The following is a 21,883-nucleotide window of genomic DNA, read 5'->3' as shown; positions in this document are numbered from 1 at the left end:
GTTCTCCTTAACTGTCCTCGAAAGGATCCCATTCGTCTTCGACCTCGGGCAGGGCCTCGGCCTGCTGCTCAAGAGCGATCTGTGCGGCGGTGGTGATATCGTCGAAGGCGGCCTTCGGGAAGGCCTCGAAGATCGCCGCGATCACCGGGTTCGAGCGCGCCTCGGCCTCGGCCGCGCGGCGGTCGGCATTGCGGATCTCGGCGATGGTTTCGGCGCCGCCTTCGGACACGACCGACACACCCCACCGCGCCCCGGTCCAGCCCGCGAGCCGCTGCGAGAGCGTCGCCGCCAGATCGCGCGGCGCGTCCTCGGTCGGCTGGAACTCGATCCGTCCGGGTGCGTAACGCACCAGGCGCAGGCATTTCTCGACATCGAGCAGCAGTTTGACGTCGCGCATCCGGCTGATTAGTTCGACCACATCCTCGAACCGGGCAAAGCGCGCCAACGCGGTTTCGATCTGCGCCGCACGGGCCACGGCGGCATTGCCTGCCCGCGCAATTGGTGCGCCATAAATCCCGCGCATGGTCGCTGCGGCCATGGGTTCAGCCTGTGCGGTCGGCCCTCCCCCAGACCCGCCGCCCGGCGCGGGCCCGCGCCCGGCCGCGCCGCCCGGGCCGGACTGGATCTTGCGCATCAGCGTTTCGGGGTCCGGCAGGTCGGCGACATGCGTCAGGCGGATGATTGCCATCTCAGCGGCCATCATCGCATTGGGCGCATTGGCCACCTCTTCGATCGCCTTGAGCAGCATCTGCCAGAAACGGCTGAGCACCCGCATCGGGATCGCGGCGGCCAGCGCCTGGCCGCGCGTGCGTTCTTCCGGCGGAACGGTCGGATCGTCGGCCGCCTCAGGTGTGATCTTGATGACCGAGACCCAATGCGTGATTTCGGCCAGATCGCGCAGCACGGCCATCGGGTCCGCCCCGTCGGAATACTGGCTGCCGATCTCGGTCAGCGCGCCCGCAGCATCGCCCTTGAGGATCATGTCGAAGAGATCAAGCACGCGCGCCCGGTCGGCCAGCCCCAGCATCGCGCGTACCTGCTCGGCCGTGGTCTCGCCCGCGCCATGGGCGATCGCCTGATCCATCAGCGACATCGCATCGCGCACCGAGCCTTCGGCGGCGCGGGTGATCAGCGCCATCGCATCGGGCGCAAGGCGCGCGCCTTCCTTCTCGGCGACACGGGCCAGATGCGCCATCATCACCTCGGGCTCGATCCGCTTGAGGTCGAAACGCTGGCAGCGCGAGAGGACCGTGACCGGCACCTTGCGGATCTCGGTCGTGGCAAAGATGAATTTGACGTGGGCGGGCGGTTCCTCAAGCGTCTTGAGCAGCGCGTTGAAGGCGCTGGTCGAGAGCATGTGCACCTCGTCGATGATGTAGACCTTGTAGCGCGCCGAGGCCGCCCGGTAGTGCACGCTCTCGATAATTTCGCGGATGTCGCCCACGCCGGTGCGCGAGGCCGCGTCCATTTCCATCACATCGACGTGGCGCCCCTCGGCGATAGCCTTGCAATGCTCGCAGTGCAGGCAGGGTTCGGTCGTGGGGCCGCCCTTGCCATCGGGGCCGACGCAATTGAGGCCCTTGGCGATGATCCGCGCCGTGGTGGTCTTGCCCACCCCGCGAACGCCAGTCATGACGAAGGCATGGGCGATCCGGTCGGCGGCGAAGGCGTTCTTGAGCGTGCGCACCATCGCCTCTTGCCCGATCAGGTCGGCAAAGGTTGCCGGGCGATACTTGCGGGCCAGAACCTGATAGCCGGTCTCGGGCGTGTCGGACATGCGCGTCTCCTCTCGTCGCGCCGCAGTCTATCCGCGGGGCGGGCCAAGTCAAACCGATGTGGAGAGAGGGTGAGAGGCTGGACATCTCTGGTCGAAAAAAAATTACATAAATATCAATATGTTGAATGGTGTTTCTGGGTGCTGTTTGTAGCAGGGGGCGTGGGGCTGTATGTGGCGAAGATGTCACGGGCAATTTCCGTCAAGACCTAAGTGCACATGCCGTATCGAATGAATGGCACCTGAAGCGGGCGCGATGTTCGCGCCCAGCCTCTGAGAAAGGTGTAGAATCAGACGAAAGCGAGTTCGACGCTTAGGATAACAATTCGCGCAGCGCCCTGACGCGCTCAGGAGTAACCTTCGGGTCGCGCCCGCCTGATACGATGCGGATGAACTCGATCCACGCGCGCTCGTTCTCGCTGAGCTGGTCCCACGGTCCCATCGGAGAACGAGGTGTCACGATTGGTCCGTCGCTCATAGCCCGAAGATACTCCGAAGCGTAGTGCGGGACCGGGCGGTCAGACGAGGATCGCCGTTGCCAGACGCCTTGCGGATCTCGTCGAGCCATCCACGCTCGTTCTCACTGACTGGCGTGCCGAACACCTCGACGATTGCGGTCGCCGCGGTGACGCCGACGGACTGTTCGAGCGCGAGACGCATCAGCACTGCCGGGTCCGCCTCCAGCGCTTTCGCGAGCGCGGGAACCCGATCCAGCGGCACCTTATTCGCGCCAGATTTCAAGAGGCTCATCATGTTGCTGTTCACGAAGCCGACTTCGTGGGCAATGTCTCCCTGAGATTTCTTGTGCTTCAGGTCGCGCACACGCTCGGCGATGAACTCTGCGGCGGGACTGTCTTCGTAAGGTTTTTTCTTCACGGTATCTCCTGTGTATTGAAGCTGTAATACAGTGATACCGCGCGCGCTCGTGCAGGTCGGGTGGGACTATGCATCTGCTCAGAGGGAAGTCGAAGTCCTAGGAATATTGCGCAGACATGATGGGGATGCGTTCTGGCGCCACAGACGTGGCCGGTAGAACCCTCCGGGTTTGCGAACGTGGTCGTCTTGTCTCGCTACAGGTGAACTTCTACACGCGACGCTTCTGGAGATCGGGATTTCCTAAGGATCGCGCGCGCCGCGAACATCGCTGCCAGTCTCGACCCCGACTTTGAGCGCGCAGGACTGCGCGTCCTGAAAGGAAAGCTCTGATGCCCCGTCCGCCCCACGTCTGCACCTGTGGTCGCATTGCGCCACACGGCAAGCGCTGCCAGTGCCAGATCGAAAGCACCCGCGTCCGAAACCGTCGCCACGATGCGCGCCGCCCTAGCGCCCGCCAGCGTGGCTACACGACCGACTGGCAGAAGGCCCGCGCCGAATACCTGATGTTCCATCCTGAATGCGTGGTCTGCGGTGCGCCTGCGACCGTTGTCGATCACATCACACCGCACCGGGGCAACAAGGAACTGTTCTGGGATTGGCGCAACTGGCAGAGCCTCTGCGCCCACCACCACAACAGCGCCAAGCAGCGTCAGGAGCGGGCGCAGGTCGGCTATTGCAGCGTATAAGTTACTTGGTTCTCGCTAGCGGAAATTACCGTCAGCACGTGACCCGCTATGCTGACTGAGTTCGCGCCCGCTCTAGTCGGGACGCGAATTGTGATCTCTCGGACTCCAGTAATCATATCTGACGGCGTGTTCGGAGGAAGAAATACCGGCGCTCTGTAGGTCGTCGAAGTGCCGCTGTAGGGCAGATAGCCTATGTTGCCCGTGTGATATGTCTGTGAATTTCCGCCAATCATGATCGGAGTGGAGTTCATTGTTGTTTTCTGGCTCGAAATTGACACATCGCGCCGAAGGAAAGTTGCGGTCGATCTGGTGCCACTAATGAAGATAAGCGCGGTGGTTCCCGTGGGGCGAGTTCTGCCAAACACATCCGCTCCGCCAAATGCATTGGGCAGACTTTCTTGGCTTACGACTTCAAGAACTGCATCGCCCCTGCCTGCAACCAAGTTGTCGCCAACACGAACGCCGCCCGCCTTGACGGTCGAACTCGGTTCAATTTCCTGACAGCCTGCAAGGAGTAAGATACTCGACAGGACTACGGTGGCGAGTTTGGCAATCTTCAATTGTGAATTCCTTGTCCGGTCATGGTTCTGAGAGTGGGTTAAAGGTTCCGCTCCTCAACGATAATCGGGCCTAACGAGCAGACACGGCAAGAGGATTTTTGGCTGTTGCTCCTTGCTGCCTCGCTTTGGTCGGCCGTTGTTATGCTGTTGAGCTGCCCGCCGCTTCCTGACAAGGCCGAGCGCCGACCTCGACCTTGTATGCACCTTCGCGGGTGTTGATCCCGAGGCGGTCAGGGAGAGGAGGCGGGCACGGTCCGACGTGCCCGCTGCACTAAATTCTACTTCCCAATAACCTTCTTAAACTGCTCGGCAAGTCCAAGGAATTTTTCTAGAACCTTGAAGTCACCATTCTCAAGAATCGTTTTATCGTGCTCCGGATCGTCGGGGCCGAAAATGCGCACGCTTAAAGATTTTTTCATTTCGTGTTGAGTGTCTTCTGGGAGACTAGCGATAAACGGATCAAAAGCTTGCACCTGCAAGAAGAACGACCTGGCTTTTCGTTCGTTGATCCGGTGAAGCGCGGCTTGCTTTGACGCATAAACCGCGAAGGACAAAAGCAATGCTGTCAGGGAAAGAGATTTTGCGATTTGAAGCCAGAAAAGAGGTGCGGGCGTGAGTGTTGGGGTGAAGCAAAAAATACTGAAAAGTATCCAAGTAATGGTTGCCGCGATACTGCCGATAGTGACTCTTCGCCAAAGCTGTGCTGCCTTGAACTCTCGATCTGCAATGTTCTTGTGTCCGCCGGTAACGCTATCCAGAGCAACCAATTCATAAAGTTTGATGATGCTAAGGTGTTTATCGTTCGAGTCTTCAATGATCTCTTGTAGAATCGCGCGAGTTTCTTCGTTCCTCCTGTCCGCCTTGGCTGTCTGATCCGATTGGAAATCATCCAGCCATTCTTTGGCGGTCTCTTTGATGAGATTGATGGTTTCTAAGAATTGGCTGTCGTTGCTATGTTGTCGAGTCGTGAACTCTGTTTTTTGTGCAGTAATAAGTGCGGAAATTTCTTCTTTCCAAGACTTGATGTTTTCTTCAAATTGGTCTGCGGATGTCTTCGCTGTTTCTTTAAGGCTTAATGCTTCATTGGTTGATTCTTTTATGTTTTCTTCAGTCTTCCAATAGAATTCTTCAAGTCGAGTTTGCTCAGCCCTTAGTGATCTCACGAATTTCTCATATCCGATTAAAGCTGACTCTCGGTCCGCAAGGCCTGATTGTGGGCTGATTGTGCTCGCTCGAAGTTGATTAATATAACTTAGGCTTGGGGTGATCTGGGTGTTTAGATCTCGAAAAATATTGGCGTCTTTAGTGCGGATGAGGTTCGTCATTGTTTGAATGACGCCCTGATTTTGGAACTGGCTTTGAATTTGATTAAGGATATCGAATGGCGCTATATCAGCATCTAGAGATGCGATTGTATCCCTTAGTAGATAAACGACCTTTGAAAATCTAGCTCGCTCGACTTCAATTACTGGATCTGTAATTGAAACTTCTAAGTCAATGCCTTCGATAAGCTTTTGGAGGGAAGTGTTGATTGGGTGCTTTGTAAGATCGTCTTGCCAGCGCTGCATGTTGTTAGGTGCCTCGTTAGTGATGCGGCATACTTACTGAAGGTTGTTCCGGAGACAACCGAATTCAATTTAGAGTGTGGGCCGGATGTTGGAGAAGCGGGGGGGGGGGCACCTTCGGACTTCCTGCCCCAGACAGGACCGGCGGGGTGAGGTTCGCGCAAGATCTGCGCTAAATAACTTTTCGAAGCCCGGTTAGCCCTATTCAGTCAAGCCCTGCCTCGTCGATCTTACCGTTCTCGACCCAGGAAAAGATGAAACCTTTGATCGGGTCCAGCAGGATCGTATTGAAGTTTGTCTGGTCCCAAAGTGGGTGGGCGGTAGGCTCACCGATTGTATTGACGACCCATCGCCTTTCCTGCGGGACGACGATGACGCGGCCCAAAAAATGGGTCATTAGGCTTCCGACGCATACCCCGTTATCCCAGCGCATCCCCTTTACATGGATGACGAGCACAACGTTCTTGTCGAGCGACAAATTCGGAGAATCCTCTGTTCTCTTCGGTCGCTCAATGACATTGAAACCGGCAAGCTCCAACTGATCAGCTGCATAAGCCTTCACTTCGCCGATGTTAGTCCAGCAGCCATTTTGGCTGTCGTCCAACACCTCCACCCAGGCTCCGCTGAAATCAGACGGTGCCCATAGCGTATTCAGCGCCATGCTGGGGGTGGCCACAGATACGAAGAGCGCACTCATCAGCGCAGGAACGGAATTCCACTTCAATGTTAGCCTCTTAGAAAACTGATTACTTGAACTATACCTCGCGACTCCGTGAGGGCAATCGGTTCTGCAAGAGCCGTAGGACGGGTCACAGTTTCGTCAGGCCCACGTGAACGATACAGATACGCACCCGGCGACCGCTCGCGCCCTGAATGTTTGTCCCTTCCCGGTCCGATCACGATGATCTAGAGGATGCGAGCCAGACAGATTTGCCTCGTTCGTAGAGCCCGAAGCGGTCGGATTGCTGTGACCCCCGACATTCATCCAGCTGATGCCGGAGTCCGGGGATCAGATCAGGATGCCGTTCCAACTTTCAATCTATGTTACATCGACCTCGTTCAAGGTAACATTTCTTGGCTTTGATGTCGCATTTCGGGCGTCGCATGTAACATTTCACGCCCAAAACACGCTGCAGATGGCTCGGATAGGGCTCGAAATGTTACATCGATCAGGCCAAGGGGAGCCACGAAATCCCTTATTTTGTTAAGTGCTATGTGCCTCACTTAACGCAGATGAAACATGAAACGCCTGATTTCGGGTTTTCTCCTGGGTAGGCGACGGCAACGGTCGAGTTGTCGTTCATCTGGAACGACCTCCTCGCAGAGAGGCCAAGGTTCACGGGCGGCGGAAACTGGGTTGCCGGAACCCCGCAAGCATCGCTGCGACCCGTTCTCTCGCCAGGAGAGAAGAGCAAATGAACCAACAACTGAACGGGCCAAAATCTAGGGCCCTCATTTGTCCGCATCTCATGTGGAGTTCTGGGGCGCTCGCTGGCAGGTCTCTTATGAGAAGTCCTACTCATCACCAAAGATGTCACGGACCGCAGCAGGCGCGCGCCCCGGAGCGCCTGCGACGTGCTCGGGCGCATGTGCGGGGCCGGCTGTGTCGGAGGGCTGTCGCGAAGGTTGAGGTCCGATCCCGAATCGAAGGCGTGGAGGGTTAGCTCGCTCGACTTGCTGGGCGCGGATCTGCCATATGTGGCCTATCCTCCAGAAGCAGATTTCGCAGAGATGGCGTTGGGGAAATCTACAAGCGTTTCCTGCCTGTAGGCCGCGCCATGAACGCGAACCCGTAGATCCCGCCACCTGTTACAGAACGAGTGGACCCTCTCTTCGATGATAGGGTCGGGGTTGAGTATGAAGAATGTTCGCGGACTGTAAGCCGTCGCTCGCACTGCGAGAGCGGGCATTCCAAACTCTTGAAGCCAGTATTCTACTTCGGCGTCATGGCCACCACGACGGCGTGTGTTGTGGTGGTAAATCACTGCGCAACGACCCTGAGCCAATGCCCTGACCTCGCCGATGGGTATCTGTTTTCCGAACTTGACGCTGCCCTTGCGCCGTTCACTGTTGTCAACAATGCCATTGTCCGGATCGGCGAATACGAGGTCACACCCGGACAAATCTGCCAAGACGCGCGCGAACCATTCCCGTCTCCAGGGACGCCTCTGATTTGCGGAAATTCCCGCGACGTCTAGGCACTCGTCCGATGAGACTGCATCACCAAGCAAGGGCAACAGTGACGAGATAGAGCGCGCATCGACCACTACCTCCTTAAGGTAATCAAAGAGGAGGCGATCAAGTGATCCGTATCGAGCTGGACTGGCGAGATAAGATACATGCCGTCCATCCTTGTTATGATCTTCGTCGGGAAAGCGATACCAAGCCACACCAAGCCTGCGTCCGAGTGAGAGTGCCCGCAGCAGCCCAAGCTTGACGAAATCGCCAACATCCCCTGCGTAACGATCTTGCATTAACTCCTCCCGTCGAGGTGGCCATCCGACTGTTCAATGCTTATGCGAGAACAAGAAGCTTTTCATCCGTCAGCGCTCTCTCTCCGTCCCAACAGTAGACACAAGGCGTATCAGGGTAGTCGAGACAGGCAGCTTGCGGGGTCTCGATCTGGGGCGCGCCGCGCATCTTGTAATGGCCGACCAGGACTGGCGGGTTCTCCTCGCCATAGAGGTCGAGGCCCAGTTCATTGGTGATCTCAGTCTCCGGTAGGCATTCGGGGTTCGGGACCGAAAGCGCGGCGGCTCGCCAGGTCGGGGCATCAGCACGCCACCACGCGATCCGAACTTGGGTTCGGTAATGCCCGCTGTTGTCGTGAAAGCCGATGCCCGCTGGTAGCGCAGTCTCAGGCCCGCTCAGGAGCAGATCAACGGCTCGCGCGAAGGGCGTCTCCTTTCGGGCGACCTCTTCGAGATCGTCCGGACGCAGCCGCCCGTCTGGACGGCGGGCGGCGATCGTTGAGATGGCCGTGTCGCTCCAGCGAGCGTGCACCAGTCGTAGTCCGCCGAGATCGCGCCAGAGGGGCAGGGTAAGGAACCATTCGGTCCAGTCCAGCGCGTCGTTACTGCCGATTCCAAAGCGCTCGATGAAGCTGCTGTGCTGCGCCCGGTTCTTGTCATCGCGCGCCCTGAGAGGCTGCCCGTTACTGTCGAGGCGGTGAAACAGGATCGCGTTGAGTTCGTGGTTGCCCATCACGGCGACGGCGTCATCGTCTTCGATGAGCCGACGCACTCGCGCCAGAACCTCAGCGTCGTCAGGGCGCGACACGGACTTCCCGGCGTCGATGAAGTCGCCCAAGAAAGCGAGGCGCTCGCTGGAGGCCCCTGTCGCCAAGCTGCGCGAGAGCCGCTCTGGGTCGGCGTGGATGTCGGGGATCACGGTGTAGTTCGACATGCAGATCTCCTTGTCGCAAACAGGAATAAGCACGGCCGCAGGACGCGTCCATGGCCGGGGGGATGATGTCAGTGAGAACTGGAGGTTAGGATTGGCGCGCGATGGCGGTTGGTCCTAACTAATGATCTATGCGCTAATCGGCCGCCGATCAAGGAAAGCCAAGCCAATGTGCGGACGTTTCGTCGATCCGAACCTGCGCGGGACCGAATTTGAGCATTCGGAGATCAAGATCGCGCCCTTCCCGCGGCGCTTCAACGTGAAGCCGACCGAGGACGTGCTGATCTTCGCCAAGGAACCGCTTGAGGCGATGTTGGCGCGGTGGGGATTGATCCCGTCCTGGCACAAGGGCGAGCTGCGGGACTGGAAGGCTAGGACCTTCAATGCCCGGATCGAGGAGGCGAAGGACAAACCAACCTTTCGTCAGGTCTGGCGCCATGGGCGCTGCCTGATCCCGGCAGCAGGCTACTACGAATGGTCAGGCGCGCCAGGCGCGAAGCAGCCGCATTTCATCAGCTCGGCCGGAAATGAAGAGACCCTCTGGTTCGCCGGGCTTGCCTCGCGCTGGCAGGGGCTTCTGACCTGCACGATGATGACCCGCGCCGCGACGCCCGAGATGACCTGGCTACACCCACGGATGCCAGTGATCCTGAACGCAGAGGAACGAGATGCATGGCTCGCTGGGACCGACGACACCGAGCTTGGTGGGCATGTTCAGCTTCACCAGCACGAGGTCGCCCGCTTTAGTCTTCATGACGATGGCCCTCAGCTAATTGAGGGGATCGGGTAGGTATGGCTTCGGTGGCTGAGTAGATCAGTCTCTCATAGTCGATCCTTGAGCGCTCTAAGTTGACCCCTTCTAGCTTTCACTTGATGGAGCCATACCCGCTCTTTCGCGATGGAGGACGAAGCCCGCACTGTGCGCGGCAGGATGGTTGGAAGGCGAAGTCTAGGGGTTGATCGACCGCAAGATTCTTGCGAAGTATGCTAATCGTATGATATGGTGTTATTAGCAAAGTGCAGAATTTCTGCAATCCAACCCCCCGTAAATCATCACCCCTGAAAAGACATCTATCAACATGACGAATAGCAAGGATTATCCTTCCAGAGCCGTAGGTTACATCCGCCTCTCAACGGACAAGCAGGCTTCAGACGACAACGAGTTTGAGAAGCAGGCAAAGAGCATACGAAACGCCTGTGAGCGCCGCGGGTTCAACCTCCTCACCATCTACGAGGATATCGCTTCAGGTGCCGATCCTCTTGGCGCTGTTCGTCGTGAAGGTCTGATGGACGCTGTTGCTCGCGCCAAAGCAGACGGAGCTGTGCTAGTCATTTCAGAGCCGACCCGCCTTTTTAGGAACGTCGAGGCTGCGCGGAGCTTTCTTGCGACACTCGACGTTCCGGTCTTTTGCGCCCGCGTTGGTCGCTTCATGAAGGCGCCAGCTCTTATTCGTGCTGTCGCCCGGGGTGAGGCATCCGTCCGGTCGATCCGGCAAGGCACGGTTGATGCAATGGCGCGCAAGAAGAGTGAGGGCGTCGAGTTCTCGAACAGCGACGTTCGGAAGAAGGCGGCGCAGGCATCTGCAAAGGCGAGGGCGCTGAAGTCCGACGAGATTGCTATGCAGGTTGCGAACATCTTGCAGTCCGACGCTGCATATCGTGATCTGTCGCACAGGGCTCTGGCTGACCTCCTGAACCGCCGTCGTATCCTGACCGGGTGGAAGCGTCCCTGGACGCAGAACAGCGTCAGAGACGTGCGTAAGAAAGCCGAAGCGTTGATCCTGGAGATGGGCCAAGATTACGACGACGACGGGCTGAATGATACTCCGGTCGCCGATAAGCCTATCCGTGCCGACGAGGTGACGAAGCCCCTGTCGAAGGTGCATGAAGTTGACGACGAACAGGCTAAACTGGCGAAGCTCCCCACCTATGGCCTCTTTTGATCTTTGGTCATCGCGTCAACGTGCGCGATCGACGGCGAAGAGATCGGCGGCCGAACAGGCTCTTCGCCGCGTTCCCCACTCGAACAAGATCCTGTTGCGGGGGCGGCGGCGGGGAACGGCAGCGAAGCGGGAGCCGTCGTCGGTCGTTGGCGTATTTGCATTTTCGTTGCCGACGATTCGGATGGGTGAGCCTTCTCTGCCCTCAGATCCCGAATACGTCTCGCTGTGAATGCGAACTAAAGAGGGGCAACAGGCTGAGTGGCCTCTAGTTTAGGCATCTCCGACACCAGTCTCGGCTTCGTTTCCTAGGTCCGCCGTTGGGCACGCCGATGCCGGTAGCCTCGTTTGGGGTATGATAGAGATCGAAGGCTCTCTAACGGCGAGGAGGACGCGAGGGCGCTGGTCAAGGCGAACTGAAGCGAAATCCCAATTTGGGCATATTTTGAACACCTTGCTCTTCCAGGGTCTCTCTCCGTTGACGAGCGCATCTTTGCGACGCAGCATCAAGCCATTGAAAAGGGGATGTTGATGCGACACTTCGCACTTGGTCTTCTGGTCGTCCTGTCGCTCAACACGGCTGCGCGGGCTTGGACCAGCGATGAGCTGATGGATACCTTCGACGCGAGAGACCTCACGTCGACAGAGATCCGGTTTCTTCAGGCGGCAATGGCGATCAAGAACACCTACGTTGGGATGATCGACGGCAAGTGGGGGGCGCGCAGCACACAATCGTTGCAGGCCTATATCCGCAAACGTGACTTGGATCTCGATCTCGAGAACCTGCCCAACATCGCGCCGGTCGCGCTCGCTCTCGATACAATCACCATCTTCGCTGACGAAGGTTGGTCGAGATACCATTTCGACTTTGCGGATCTGTCTTTTCTTTCGCCGAGGGAGACGATGTCATCGAGCGTCAGTTCCAACGGGCTCAGCTTGGATTTCAACGATTCCGTTTCGTCGCTCGCTATTTCACTGACATCTGGCGATGTAGACAGGACGGTGGCTTTCCATCGATATGCCCTCGATAACGCGGTCTCCGCTCCTTACACTGTCCGCAAAGACGCTGTTTTGATCACTTCCGCGCAGGTGACGGAGGGCAAGACGCTCTATGTGCGGTCCGACAAGATTACGAGCAGCGAGTGGTCCACCATCCTAGTCTCGGCCTTGGACCGTGATGCTGGGCGGATGGCCTTGGTCACGGGCTCGATCCTGCCGCATCGAGGTGGTGATCTGGATTTACCCAAAGGGGGTGAGCTCTACACCGGTGTGATGGCGTTCCTTGAGGACATGAAGAACTCGGATCCCACCTCCGAAGGGCCCGCGCCTGGCCAGGGAACTGTGGCGGCCCGTCCGCCCTCGGCGCCAGAGGAGAGCACGCAGGGAACTGGAACAGGGTTCGCGGTCGCGCCAAACGGAATGATCCTGACGAACAACCACGTCGCGGGGAATTGTCGCAACATCACGGTCGACGGCTCACCAGCGACCCTGATCGGAAAAGATGAAGCGTTCGATCTTGCACTGGTGCAGGTCGCAGGCGTGACCGATCTGCCGAGCGCTACGTTTGCCGAGCGTCCTGCACCGTTGAATGCGGATGTAACGATCGCGGGCTATCCGCTGACAGGGCTCCTCGGTGGTCTGAATGTGACGCGCGGGTCTGTCACGAGTGTGAAGGGGCTCGGCGGTGATGGTAGCCGGATGCAGATCTCTGCGCCGGTTCAGCCTGGGAATTCCGGTGGTCCTGTCGTCGATGCGCATGGTCAGGTGATCGGTGTCGTGGTCTCGAAACTCGACGCGAAATTCGTGCAGGACGAGGTCGGCGACATCCCGCAAAACGTCAACTTTGCCATCCGCGGTGAGATCGCGAAGCTGTTTCTCTACCAGAATGGGGTGACCCCGACGATCAGCGATCTTACTGACCAGGTCGCCCCAGAGAGCCTCGGGACACAACTCAAGAGTGTGACTCATCTGGTCTCTTGTGACTGAGGATGTTTCGGAAATCAGCGTTACACCAAGTGGTCGTTCGGGATCGAATTGCTGTTGCGCCCCCTGTGCTCACGGCGCATCCTACCGCCGTATTTCGAGGGTTCCATGAGCAACAACGACATCAAGAGCTTAGGCAGTTTCGTCTGGTCTATCGCAGAGCTTCTACGTGGCGATTTCAAGCAATCTGAATACGGCAAGCACGCACAACGATAAGCTCGGGAGGGGTAGTCGCGCTTAACGTTGAGATGATGAGATTTGTGAAGGCACTTTTGCCGTTGGAGATTCGAAATGAGCGATTTGAAAACTTTGTTCAAGCGAGTGGAATACGATCTGGAGGGGCTCCTCCACTTCATCGATCTAGGCGACATCGCACTGCCCGACATCCAGCGACCGTTCGTCTGGACCAACGCCAAGGTGCGCGACCTCTTCGACTCGATGTATCGCGGTTTCCCTGTTGGCTACTTCTTGTTCTGGGAAAGCTCGACAGAAACCGGAACCAAGCAGATCGGTATAGGCACGAAGCAGTATCAACAGGCGTCCCGTCTGGTGGTCGACGGTCAGCAACGTCTGACCTCGCTCTACGCGGTGTTCCGGGGCCAGAAGGTTCTCGACGCAAACTACAAGGAGCGTCAGATCGAAATCGCTTTTCGGCCACGTGACGGCAAGTTCGACGTCACTGACGCTGCGATCCGTCGGGACGTGGAGTGGATTCCGAATATCTCGGTGCTCTGGTCAAGCGGTAGGGCGTCATACAGCCTGGTTAGGGACTACCTGAAGCAGTTGAAGGTGAAGGTGGATCTGACCGAGGAAGAGGAGGAAGTGATTGCCCACAACCTCGATCGCCTTTTCGATCTGCGCAAATACCCGTTCACTGCGCTCGAGATCGCCTCGTCGGTAGACGAAGAGCAGGTCGCCGACATCTTCGTCCGCATCAATAGCAAGGGCGTGCCACTCAACCAGGCAGATTTCATTCTGACGCTGCTTTCGGTGTTCTGGGAAGAAGGTCGGCGCGAACTCGAAACCTTCTGCCATTCGGCGCGGACGAAGTCGACGATCGGTGGCAAGGCGTCTCCCTTCAACCACCTCATAAACCCGGACCCGGATCAGTTGCTACGCGTGTCTGTCGCTTTTGGGTTCGGTCGCGGTCGTCTCAAGAGTGTGTATCAAATTCTGCGTGGTAAGGACGCCGAAACCGGAGACTTTACGTCCGATAAGCGCGACGCTCAGTTCGAGGTGCTCAAGGCCGCGCAGGCAGAAGTCCTCGACCTGACTAACTGGCATCAGTTTCTGAGCGCGATCGTGGGCGCTGGATTCAGAAGCGCGGAGATGATCTCGTCGAACAACGCCCTTCTTTATGCATATGCGTTCTACCTCTTCGGTCGTAAGCGCTACGGCGTGCCTGAGCACGTCCTGCAGAAGCTGATCGGTCGCTGGTTCTTTTCGACCTCGCTCACCGGGCGCTACACCAGTTCCCCCGAGTCGGTGATGGATGCCGATCTGGCTAGACTACGGTCGATCACAACCTCCGAAGAGTTCTGTGATGTGCTCGACGGCATCATCGAGGGCAACCTGACCAGCGACTACTGGCAGATCACGTTGCCCGCGAACCTCGACAGCTCATCCGCCCGTAACCCCGAGTTGTTCTGTTACATCGCCTCGCAAAACCTGCTCGGCACGCGGGTTCTGTTTTCGCACAAGACGATCCGGGACCTGATAGACCCGGCGCTCCAGACCAAGAAGAAGCCTCTCGAACGTCACCACCTCTTCCCTCGGGCCTACCTTGAGGCGAACGGTATTGTCGATCTGCGCCACATCAACCAGATGGCGAATTTCGCGCTGCTAGAGTGGCCCGAAAACATCGACATAAGCGACGACGCTCCGAGCATCTACGCACCGAAAGTGCTCGCGCGTTTCGATGAAGATGCGCGCGGAAAGATGATGGAGGATCATGCTCTACATGCGGGATGGGAGAGCATGTCCTATGACGACTTTCTGGCCGCGCGACGTAGTCGGATGGCATCGATCATCAAGCAGGGCTTCGCAGCCTTGGCGTAGCGCGCAGTCGATGTGGCTAACCGTCCAGGGGCGGTGAACCTGGGTGGAGGATAGCGTTATCTCGGGGCGACTGCATCGACGCGGCCGCCGAGCCCGGCAATGCCTCTCAGCCTCGCGGAGAGCCGATTTGCCGCGGGGTGAGCTGCTGATGGGTGGGGCTGGCGCCTGTGAGGTGCGTAGGGGCGTCAGGCGGCCTTCCAGTCGCTCGTGGCGTGCCGCCAATCTCAATCGAACCTTGCTTGATCTTGGATTAGGCTATGGCATCGGATCTGCCGTGTGGCACAAAGATCGGTAGATCAAATTTCACCTTGTTCAGAGCCTCTGCCATCAGCGTGATAGGGGACGCGTGGATGTAGACTGACGCCACCTCTTGTGGCGCATGGCCGGAGATCATCTTGGACAGCTCGCGGGGAACGCCAGCGCGAGCCAGTTCAGTCGCTAGAGTATGGCGGAAGCTGTAGAAGACCTTCTTCCTGCTCTTAAGGCCGAGGTTTACAAGATAGGTGTTGTTGAACCAGTCATTGACCTTGTCGGTTCGTTCCGCCCACTCTGGAAACAAGAGCTTTTCGCCGCTCCTTCGCAACCCCTCGACGTATTCGAGGAAGCCGAATTTCACGAGGTCGTCGTGGATCGGGACGAGACGCTTGCTGCGCTGGTTCTTCGACGCTTCAGCGAGAAAGAAAACGGGGACACCCTGTTCTTCGTAGATGTTCTCGAGCTTCATGCGAGCCATTTCGGATGAGTTGCGAACGCCGGTGAAGAGCATGACCAGGAGTGCCCACTGGTTGAGGCCGTAATGCCTTGGTTCGGCGAAGATCTGGTCGCCGAAGATCTTCTTGAGCTCATCTTTCGTGAAGGGCAGGTAAGATGGCTCTAGGTGGACCTTGCTGCCGGTATCGACGCGGATGCCTTGGGCGGGGTTCGTCTCGATGTGGCCGTTGTTCGACGCCCACTGAAGTATGCTGGAAAGATGCGATAGCCACTTCATGTTGATGGTTTTCGGCGCCAGCGGCGGGAAGGGCTCCTTAAGCTTAGCATTGGCTTTGATCGCCTGCGGCAGCGTCAATCCTGGAAAACGCATGGTGTAGCGGTTCGGCGTCTTCAGTAGAGCCTGCTTGTAGTCGATCACGTTTTTCTTGGTTATTGAGGAAACCGCTAAATCGCTGCCCATGAACTCGTTGAACATACGCACCGAGTTCCGGTGCTCTGCCATTGTCTTTGGGGCGAGCGTGCTCCCGCCTGCCGAGCGTTCGTTGTGGAACGCAGTCAGCGCTTCGGAGAGGGTAATCCCGCCGCGTGAGCCGGGACCTTCCTGAGAGGAAGGGAAGGGGTCAGGTGCAGTCAGAAGAGGGTCTCTTGGCTGGCCGCCATAGTCGCCTCTGTCACGTTCGAGCGTGCGCTCTAGGGCCTCGATCTCAGTGCGCAGCAAGGCTTTGGACAAGTCATGCCACTCGGGGCTGTGCGGTTGCACCTCGAGCCTATGATCGGCAACGTATGCACGCACTGCATCTTCGATCCAGCGCGTTTCACCTGTGGTAAAGCTGGAACGGAGGGCCGCGAGGCGTTGCTTGCGAAGGTTGGCATAGTGGTCGCGAGCGCCAAGCATCAGCTCGTAATTTGTTGTTGAATTGATCATGGCGACCTCACCATGGCCGATGCCAATCTCACCTCTGCCGATCTTCTCGAGGAGTAGAGCATGTTCCGCAAGCATCTCAGACATAGTAGGCATGGCATCGCGCTGCTGCTGATCTGCCTGAAGTATGCGGTTGTAGTGATCTTTCGCAGCCGCCGAGAGTGGTAGCGCCCGTGCGTTGCCGCGGTTTTCGTGGATATCGCGCGCTGCGTCGATTCTTGCGAGGAAGCCGTCTATAATTCCATGAGCAATGCGCTCACGCTTACGTGTGTCTGATGGCAGGTCCTTCTCCACAAGTTCTCGCGCGCCGATAATGTCGCGAAGTTCCTCAGGCACGGTGATACGAACGATCCACTTTCCTCGAACATGTTGGACGTATTTCATGCCTGCCTCGGAGCCCTGTTTGTAGCGCATGTTGTAGCAGAACTTGTAGCGCATGTCCTTGGAACGCAAGGGTTCCATGGGAATTCAATGGGATATGTGAGGGTGGGGTGAGAGGCTGGACATCGACCCAAGCGGGGCTCGTTGCGGCTGCTTCCTTCCGGACCTGACCGGGTTGGCGAGGCGCTCGCCCGCGCCAACCTCTCGCGGGTCGATATAGGGGCATGTCACCGGATTCGCAAGCCTTCGACTGTGAAGCAGGGCAATCTCGGTTGGGAAGAAAGGGGGCGCTGCCCCCTCGGCGCCTTGCGCCTCACCCCCGAGGTATTTTGACAAGGAGAAATGCTGCGTTCTTCTTGGTGAAAATACCTCGCGGGGGTCCGGGGGTGCGAAACCCCCGGCCGCAAGGTCAGATCCCGAGGAGCGATGGGACTTCGCGCATGGCGGCGAAGATCTCTGCACCTTCGGCAGCCAACCTCGGATTGGGGCCATGCGGCGCAAAGCCCAGGCAACGCATGCCCGCAGCGCGGGCAGCGCGGGCGCCCGTCGGGCTGTCTTCGATAACGACGCTGCGAGAGGGATCAGCGCCCAGGCTGCGGGCTGCGATCAGATATAGATCGGGCGCAGGCTTCGGGCAGCCCAGATCCTGCCCCGAGAATAGGCGTCCCTCAAGCCTGGCCCTGATATCGGGGTGCTGCCCCAGGGTCGCCTCCATCTTGGCCATCCGGCCGTTGGAGCCTACTGCGTAGGGAATGCCATTTGCATCGAGCGTATCGAGGAGTTCGCGCATCCCCGGCATCAGTTTGGTTCCCATGCGCAGGCGCGCATAGAGCCGGTCGTAATAGCTTTCGACCCAATTTTCGGGGAGCGCAGCACCCAAGGCGCGGCCCTGACGGGCAACGCCTTCGATGGTGCCGCCTATGAACATCTGCTCGAGCTCAGGGATGCTGAGGTTGAGGCCGTGGGCAGCAAAATCCTCTTGAATCAGTGCGAAGGTCGCAGGCTCGCTGTCAACAATGACACCGTCGCAATCAAAGAGAACGGCCGAGGGCTTCATGCGGGCATCCGTGCTAGGGTGACAAGTGTGTCGCCATATTTGCGTTGGTCGATCTGTTCGAGCGGCGCGGGGACAGTGGGCGGCAGGTTCTCCTCCCAGACAATCATCGCACCCGGCGCGATCCAGCCGTTTTCAAGGCAGGAAGCCAGGGCGTTCTCGCCCAACCCCTTGCCATAGGGCGGGTCAAGGAAGATCAGGTCATAGCCTGCACCTCGGCAGGGGCCCATGTTCGTTGCATCGCGGCGCCACACATCGGTGACGCCCATGGCCCGCATCAGCTCGATATTGCGGCGCAACAGCGCGCGCGATGCCGTGCCGTCATCGACGAAAGCCACCCGTGCTGCGCCACGCGAAAGCGCCTCGAGCCCGAGCGCGCCGGTGCCGGCGAACAGATCGAGCACGCGCGCGCCGGGGACCGGGTTGCCATGGGTGCCGTTGATCAGCAGGTTGAAGATCGACTCGCGCACGCGATCCGTCGTCGGTCGCAGATGGGCGCGCGCGTCGCCTTCGCCCACCTCGGCCAGTTTCAGGCCGCGCTTCTCGCCTCCGATGATCCTCATTTCATCAGCGCCTTCAAGTCGGCCGCCGCGGCGATCGCATCTGGCGAGACCTGCTTGCCCCCCTCGATCAGTCGCTTGCCGATCATATAGGCGCGTGCATCGTTCAGCGCATCGACGGCGATCAGTTGCCCCGCGCGGAAGTACCAGAAGCTTTGGCCGTCACCGCCTCGCGCCACGACCTGATCGTAACCCGCGTTGAGGCCGGCGATCTGCAGCTTGGCGTCGAACTGGTCCGACCAGAACCACGCTTTCGGCGCGTAGGCACGGCCTGCGCCCAGCATGTTCTCGGCGACGGTTTCGGCCATGTCGATGGCATTGCCCACAGATTCCAGCCGGATGCGCCCGTTCCCTGTCGGGAAAGAGGCGCAATCCCCCGCCGCCCAGATCGCGGGGTCGGACGTGCGGCACTGGTTATCCACCTTGATTCCGTTTTCGACCTCCAGACCTGCCGCCTCGGCCAAGGCGCTGGTCGGGGTGACGCCGATCCCGACGATGGCGAAATCGGCCTCGATCAGGCGGCCATCGGCCAGCTCGGCGCCGGTCACGCGGTCGGTTCCAGTCAGGCGCGCGAGGCCGGTACCCTCGATGATCTCAACGCCATGAGAGATGTGTAACGCGCGGATCGCGTCGGCGGTCTCGGCGCAGGCCACGCGCCCGAGGATGCGCGGAGCGGCCTCGACCACGGTGACGGTCAGCCCAAGCTTTCGGGCGACGGCGGCGGCCTCAAGCCCGATATATCCCCCGCCGATCACCACAAGACGCCGCCCCGCGACGAACTCGGGCGCCATCGCGTCCACATCTGCCAAGGTGCGCACGACATGTACCGAGGGCAGGCGCCCGCCGATGCCTTCGGGCAGCCAGCGCGGCGCGGCGCCGGTGCAGAGCGCAAGCTGGTCATAGCCAAGCACCTCGTCACCCATCCGCACCTGCCGTGCGGCGCGGTCGATCGAGGTCACCCGCGTGCCGGTCATCAGGCGGATGTTGTTGGCCGCCCACCAGTCGTCAGCGCGCAGGGCCAGGCGCTCCAGCGGCATGTTGCCCAGCAGATAGGCTTTCGATAGCGGCGGGCGCTGATAAGGCGGCACGGGCTCATCGCCGATGATCGTCACATCCCCCGTGTACCCAAGCGCGCGCAGCTTCGCCGCCATCGAGGCCGCCGCCTGCCCGCCCCCCACAATCACGATGCCTGCCATACCATCACCTCTGGTCACTTTCCACGCCGACCCTATATCCTCCGGGCAAACCTGTGCAACGCGAAGGGAGAAACACATGGGTATTACGGTGGGGGACAAGCTTCCCGGCGCCACGCTGTTGAAAATGGGAGAGAACGGACCGGAGGCCGTGGATCTGGGCGCCAAGCTGGCAGGCCGCCGCGTTGTGCTCTTCGGTCTGCCGGGGGCTTACACCGGGCCTTGCACGACCGCCCATGTTCCCTCGTTCATCCGCACCAAGGACAAGCTGATGGCCAAAGGTGTGGATGAGATCATCTGCCTCGCGGTCAACGACCCCTTCGTGCTCAAGGCCTGGGGCGAGTCGACCGGCGCGACGGCGGCGGGAATCACCATGCTTGGCGATTCGGAATGTGCCTTCACCAAGGCGATCGGGATGGATTTCACCGCGCCGCCGATCGGCCTGATCAACCGCTCGTCGCGTTACGCGATGCTGGTCGAGGACGGTGTCGTCAAGGTTCTCAACAAGGAAGAGAACGGCGGCGTGTGCGAGACCTCTTCGGGCGAGACGATGCTCGAGTCGTTTTGACAAGGGCTGGCGGGGGCGGCGCGCGCCGCCCCCGGGCGCCTGCGCGAGCAGGCGCAATTCCCTCAGGCTTGGCCGCAAAGACAGGCGATGGGCTGTGAATGGTCGCGCTCGATCACCGCCTCGGACGGCAGTGCATCCAGCGCGCGGGCCAGTTCGACGTCGAGAATGCTCATCCCGCCGCAGCTATGCGTGCTGAGCGTGACATCCACGACATTGAACACATTACGCCAGTCTGGGTGGTGATTCATCTTCTCGGCGATCAGGGCCGCGCGGGACATGAACCCCCAAGCCTGCGAGAAATTCCGGAATTTCCAGACCTTGCGGATCGCATCCGCCTCCGGGTCGGCGCGCCAGCCGGTCTCTTCCAGCGCGGGCAGCAGGGCCTGCCGCTCGTCTTGAGAAAGAAGTTCAACCTTCGCCATGGCATCCTCCTTTTTTCATCACATAGCGCGCGCATGCTGCGCGCCAAGCCGCGCCTAACCGCTGCGAAAAGGGCCCAGATCGGTGAGCGCGGCTATATCCTCGTCCACCGCCGCGCGCTCGGCCTCTAGATAATCCGCGACGGCGCGGCGCAGGCCGGGATGCCCGATCCAGTGCAGCGAGTGGGTCTGCACCGGCAGGTATCCGCGCGCCAGCTTGTGGTCGCCCTGCGCCCCGGCCTCGACCCGCGCCAGCCCCTGCGCGATGGCCCAGTCCACCGCCTGATGATAGCAAAGCTCGAAATGCAGGAAGGCGTGGTCTTCTACGCAGCCCCAGTAACGGCCGAAAAGCGCCTCGCGTCCGATCAGGTTCAGCGCCCCGGCGACCGGCTCTCCGTCGCGCTCGGCGATCACCAGCAGCACATCGTCGCGCATCTCGTGCAGCAGATCGAAGAAGGCGCGCGTCAGGTAGGGGCGGCCCCATTTGCGGCTGCCGGTGTCCTGATAGAACGCCCACATCGCCTGCCAATGCCGAGGCTCGATCGCGTCGCCAGTCAGTGCCCGGATTGTGCCGCCGAAGCCCTGCGCCCGTGCGCGTTCCTTGCGGATCGCCTTGCGCTTTCGCGAGGACAGATCGGCCAGGAAATCCTCGAACGAACCATAGCCGCGGTTGAACCAGTGGAACTGCTGCCCAAGCCGGTGCAGGTAGTCCGCGCCGGGACCGAAGGCAGTCTCCTCCTCGGTGCAAAAGGTGACATGGGCTGAGGAGATCCCGGCATTCGCGGTGATCTGCGCCATCCCCGCCAGCAGCGCCGCGCGCCCCTCGGCCTCGTGACCCGGGCGGGTCAGCAGGCGCCGCCCGGTGACGGGTGTGAAGGGCACCGCGCATTGCAGCTTGGGATAATAGCGCCCGCCCGCGCGCTCGAAGGCATCGGCCCAGGAATGGTCAAAGACATATTCGCCCTGGCTGTGCGACTTGAGGTAAAGCGGCGCCACGGCGATGATCTCGCTGCCTTTCGAGGCAATCATCGGGCGCGGCTCCCATCCGGTGCCCGGCCCGACCGAGCCAGAGGTTTCAAGCGCGCTCAGGAAACGGTGGGTGGTGAACGGCTCGCGCGCGCGCCCGTCCACGGCCTCGGGACAGGCGCAAGCGTCCCAAACCTCTGCCGGGAGTTCGCGGACCCCGGATAAAAGCGTGATTTCAACTGCTTCGCTCATGCCTTTTCCTTTC

19 protein-coding genes and 1 other RNA gene are annotated in these 21,883 nt (G+C 59.6%); 6 read left to right on the top strand and 14 right to left on the bottom strand.

The features are described 5' to 3' along the window. Positions 1-7: 7 nt before the first annotated feature. Together LZA78_RS08055 and LZA78_RS08050 are read right to left on the bottom strand one after the other, a co-directional pair. Positions 8-1,777 carry a DNA polymerase III subunit gamma/tau gene (locus LZA78_RS08055; RefSeq protein ID WP_233676423.1) on the bottom strand — a complete coding sequence of 590 codons (1,770 nt, stop codon included), beginning with the start codon at positions 1,775-1,777 and terminating at the stop codon, positions 8-10. Positions 1,778-2,248: 471 nt separating this feature from the next. Then, the gene (locus tag LZA78_RS08050; RefSeq protein WP_233676422.1) at positions 2,249-2,650 is read right to left on the bottom strand and encodes an XRE family transcriptional regulator; all 402 of its coding nucleotides are present in this window, start codon (positions 2,648-2,650) and stop codon (positions 2,249-2,251) included. Between the two features lie 329 nt (positions 2,651-2,979). Here LZA78_RS08050 and LZA78_RS08045 point away from each other — a divergent pair, with 329 nt between their 5' ends. After that, on the top strand, positions 2,980-3,336 hold the full coding sequence (locus LZA78_RS08045) for an HNH endonuclease signature motif containing protein (RefSeq protein ID WP_233676421.1): 357 nt from the start codon (positions 2,980-2,982) through the stop codon (positions 3,334-3,336). On the opposite strand, the gene LZA78_RS08040 is transcribed toward LZA78_RS08045, so the two are convergent. The 5 genes from LZA78_RS08040 to LZA78_RS08020 all read right to left on the bottom strand — a co-directional run bounded on the left by LZA78_RS08040 (position 3,321) and on the right by LZA78_RS08020 (position 8,866). Next, on the bottom strand, positions 3,321-3,896 hold the full coding sequence (locus tag LZA78_RS08040) for a hypothetical protein (protein WP_233676420.1): 576 nt from the start codon (positions 3,894-3,896) through the stop codon (positions 3,321-3,323). The two genes, LZA78_RS08045 and LZA78_RS08040, sit on opposite strands and share 16 nt — an antisense overlap. 278 nt (positions 3,897-4,174) lie before the next feature. Continuing rightward, positions 4,175-5,464 (bottom strand): hypothetical protein, encoded by a 1,290-nt coding sequence (locus LZA78_RS08035; RefSeq protein ID WP_233676419.1) that lies wholly within the window; start codon positions 5,462-5,464, stop codon positions 4,175-4,177. A 202-nt stretch (positions 5,465-5,666) separates the two neighbouring features. Further along, positions 5,667-6,185: a hypothetical protein gene (locus LZA78_RS08030; RefSeq protein ID WP_233676418.1), complete on the bottom strand. Its 519-nt coding sequence runs from the start codon at positions 6,183-6,185 to the stop codon at positions 5,667-5,669. Between the two features lie 979 nt (positions 6,186-7,164). Then, complete coding sequence (locus tag LZA78_RS08025) at positions 7,165-7,935, bottom strand: hypothetical protein (protein ID WP_233676417.1); 771 nt, start codon at positions 7,933-7,935, stop codon at positions 7,165-7,167. 40 nt (positions 7,936-7,975) lie between these two features. Further along, positions 7,976-8,866, bottom strand: a complete 891-nt coding sequence (locus LZA78_RS08020; protein ID WP_233676416.1) for a metallophosphoesterase — start codon at positions 8,864-8,866, stop codon at positions 7,976-7,978. Between the two features lie 166 nt (positions 8,867-9,032). Between LZA78_RS08020 and LZA78_RS08015 the strand changes: the two genes are divergently transcribed. From LZA78_RS08015 to LZA78_RS08000, 4 genes are all read left to right on the top strand, one after another. Then, positions 9,033-9,653, top strand: a complete 621-nt coding sequence (locus tag LZA78_RS08015; protein ID WP_233676415.1) for an SOS response-associated peptidase — start codon at positions 9,033-9,035, stop codon at positions 9,651-9,653. Between the two features lie 289 nt (positions 9,654-9,942). After that, positions 9,943-10,806: a recombinase family protein gene (locus LZA78_RS08010; protein ID WP_233676414.1), complete on the top strand. Its 864-nt coding sequence runs from the start codon at positions 9,943-9,945 to the stop codon at positions 10,804-10,806. 528 nt (positions 10,807-11,334) lie between these two features. Beyond that, the gene (locus tag LZA78_RS08005) at positions 11,335-12,789 is read left to right on the top strand and encodes a S1C family serine protease (RefSeq protein WP_233676413.1); all 1,455 of its coding nucleotides are present in this window, start codon (positions 11,335-11,337) and stop codon (positions 12,787-12,789) included. A 288-nt stretch (positions 12,790-13,077) separates the two neighbouring features. Continuing rightward, entirely contained in the window at positions 13,078-14,844 is a 1,767-nt protein-coding gene (locus LZA78_RS08000; RefSeq protein ID WP_233676412.1) for a GmrSD restriction endonuclease domain-containing protein, read from the top strand. Positions 14,845-15,094: 250 nt separating this feature from the next. Here LZA78_RS08000 and LZA78_RS07995 read toward each other — a convergent pair whose 3' ends face one another. The 5 genes from LZA78_RS07995 to LZA78_RS07975 form a co-directional block, all read right to left on the bottom strand. Further along, positions 15,095-16,915 (bottom strand): site-specific integrase, encoded by a 1,821-nt coding sequence (locus LZA78_RS07995; protein WP_233676411.1) that lies wholly within the window; start codon positions 16,913-16,915, stop codon positions 15,095-15,097. Between the two features lie 51 nt (positions 16,916-16,966). Continuing rightward, positions 16,967-17,065, bottom strand: an RNA gene (gene ffs, locus LZA78_RS07990) — signal recognition particle sRNA small type. Between the two features lie 202 nt (positions 17,066-17,267). Then, a complete protein-coding gene (locus tag LZA78_RS07985) occupies positions 17,268-17,915 on the bottom strand; it encodes an HAD family hydrolase (protein ID WP_233676410.1) in 648 nt (215 codons plus the stop codon). After that, positions 17,912-18,475 (bottom strand): 16S rRNA (guanine(966)-N(2))-methyltransferase RsmD, encoded by a 564-nt coding sequence (gene rsmD, locus LZA78_RS07980; protein ID WP_233676409.1) that lies wholly within the window; start codon positions 18,473-18,475, stop codon positions 17,912-17,914. Before rsmD ends, LZA78_RS07985 begins: the two co-directional genes overlap by 4 nt. Continuing rightward, positions 18,472-19,668 (bottom strand): NAD(P)/FAD-dependent oxidoreductase, encoded by a 1,197-nt coding sequence (locus LZA78_RS07975; RefSeq protein WP_233676583.1) that lies wholly within the window; start codon positions 19,666-19,668, stop codon positions 18,472-18,474. Before LZA78_RS07975 ends, rsmD begins: the two co-directional genes overlap by 4 nt. 76 nt (positions 19,669-19,744) lie before the next feature. Here LZA78_RS07975 and LZA78_RS07970 point away from each other — a divergent pair, with 76 nt between their 5' ends. Next, entirely contained in the window at positions 19,745-20,233 is a 489-nt protein-coding gene (locus LZA78_RS07970) for a peroxiredoxin (protein WP_233676408.1), read from the top strand. A gap of 62 nt (positions 20,234-20,295) precedes the next feature. On the opposite strand, the gene LZA78_RS07965 is transcribed toward LZA78_RS07970, so the two are convergent. Together LZA78_RS07965 and LZA78_RS07960 are read right to left on the bottom strand one after the other, a co-directional pair. Further along, positions 20,296-20,655 carry a 4a-hydroxytetrahydrobiopterin dehydratase gene (locus LZA78_RS07965; RefSeq protein WP_233676407.1) on the bottom strand — a complete coding sequence of 120 codons (360 nt, stop codon included), beginning with the start codon at positions 20,653-20,655 and terminating at the stop codon, positions 20,296-20,298. 54 nt (positions 20,656-20,709) lie between these two features. Continuing rightward, positions 20,710-21,870 carry a GNAT family N-acetyltransferase gene (locus LZA78_RS07960; RefSeq protein WP_233676406.1) on the bottom strand — a complete coding sequence of 387 codons (1,161 nt, stop codon included), beginning with the start codon at positions 21,868-21,870 and terminating at the stop codon, positions 20,710-20,712. Positions 21,871-21,883 lie beyond the last annotated feature (13 nt).

Source organism: Rhodobacter flavimaris, assembly GCF_021378075.1.
Lineage (GTDB): Bacteria > Pseudomonadota > Alphaproteobacteria > Rhodobacterales > Rhodobacteraceae > Rhodobacter > Rhodobacter flavimaris.
Note: the sequence above shows the minus strand (reverse complement) of the source record. Positions and strands in the feature narration are given on the sequence as shown.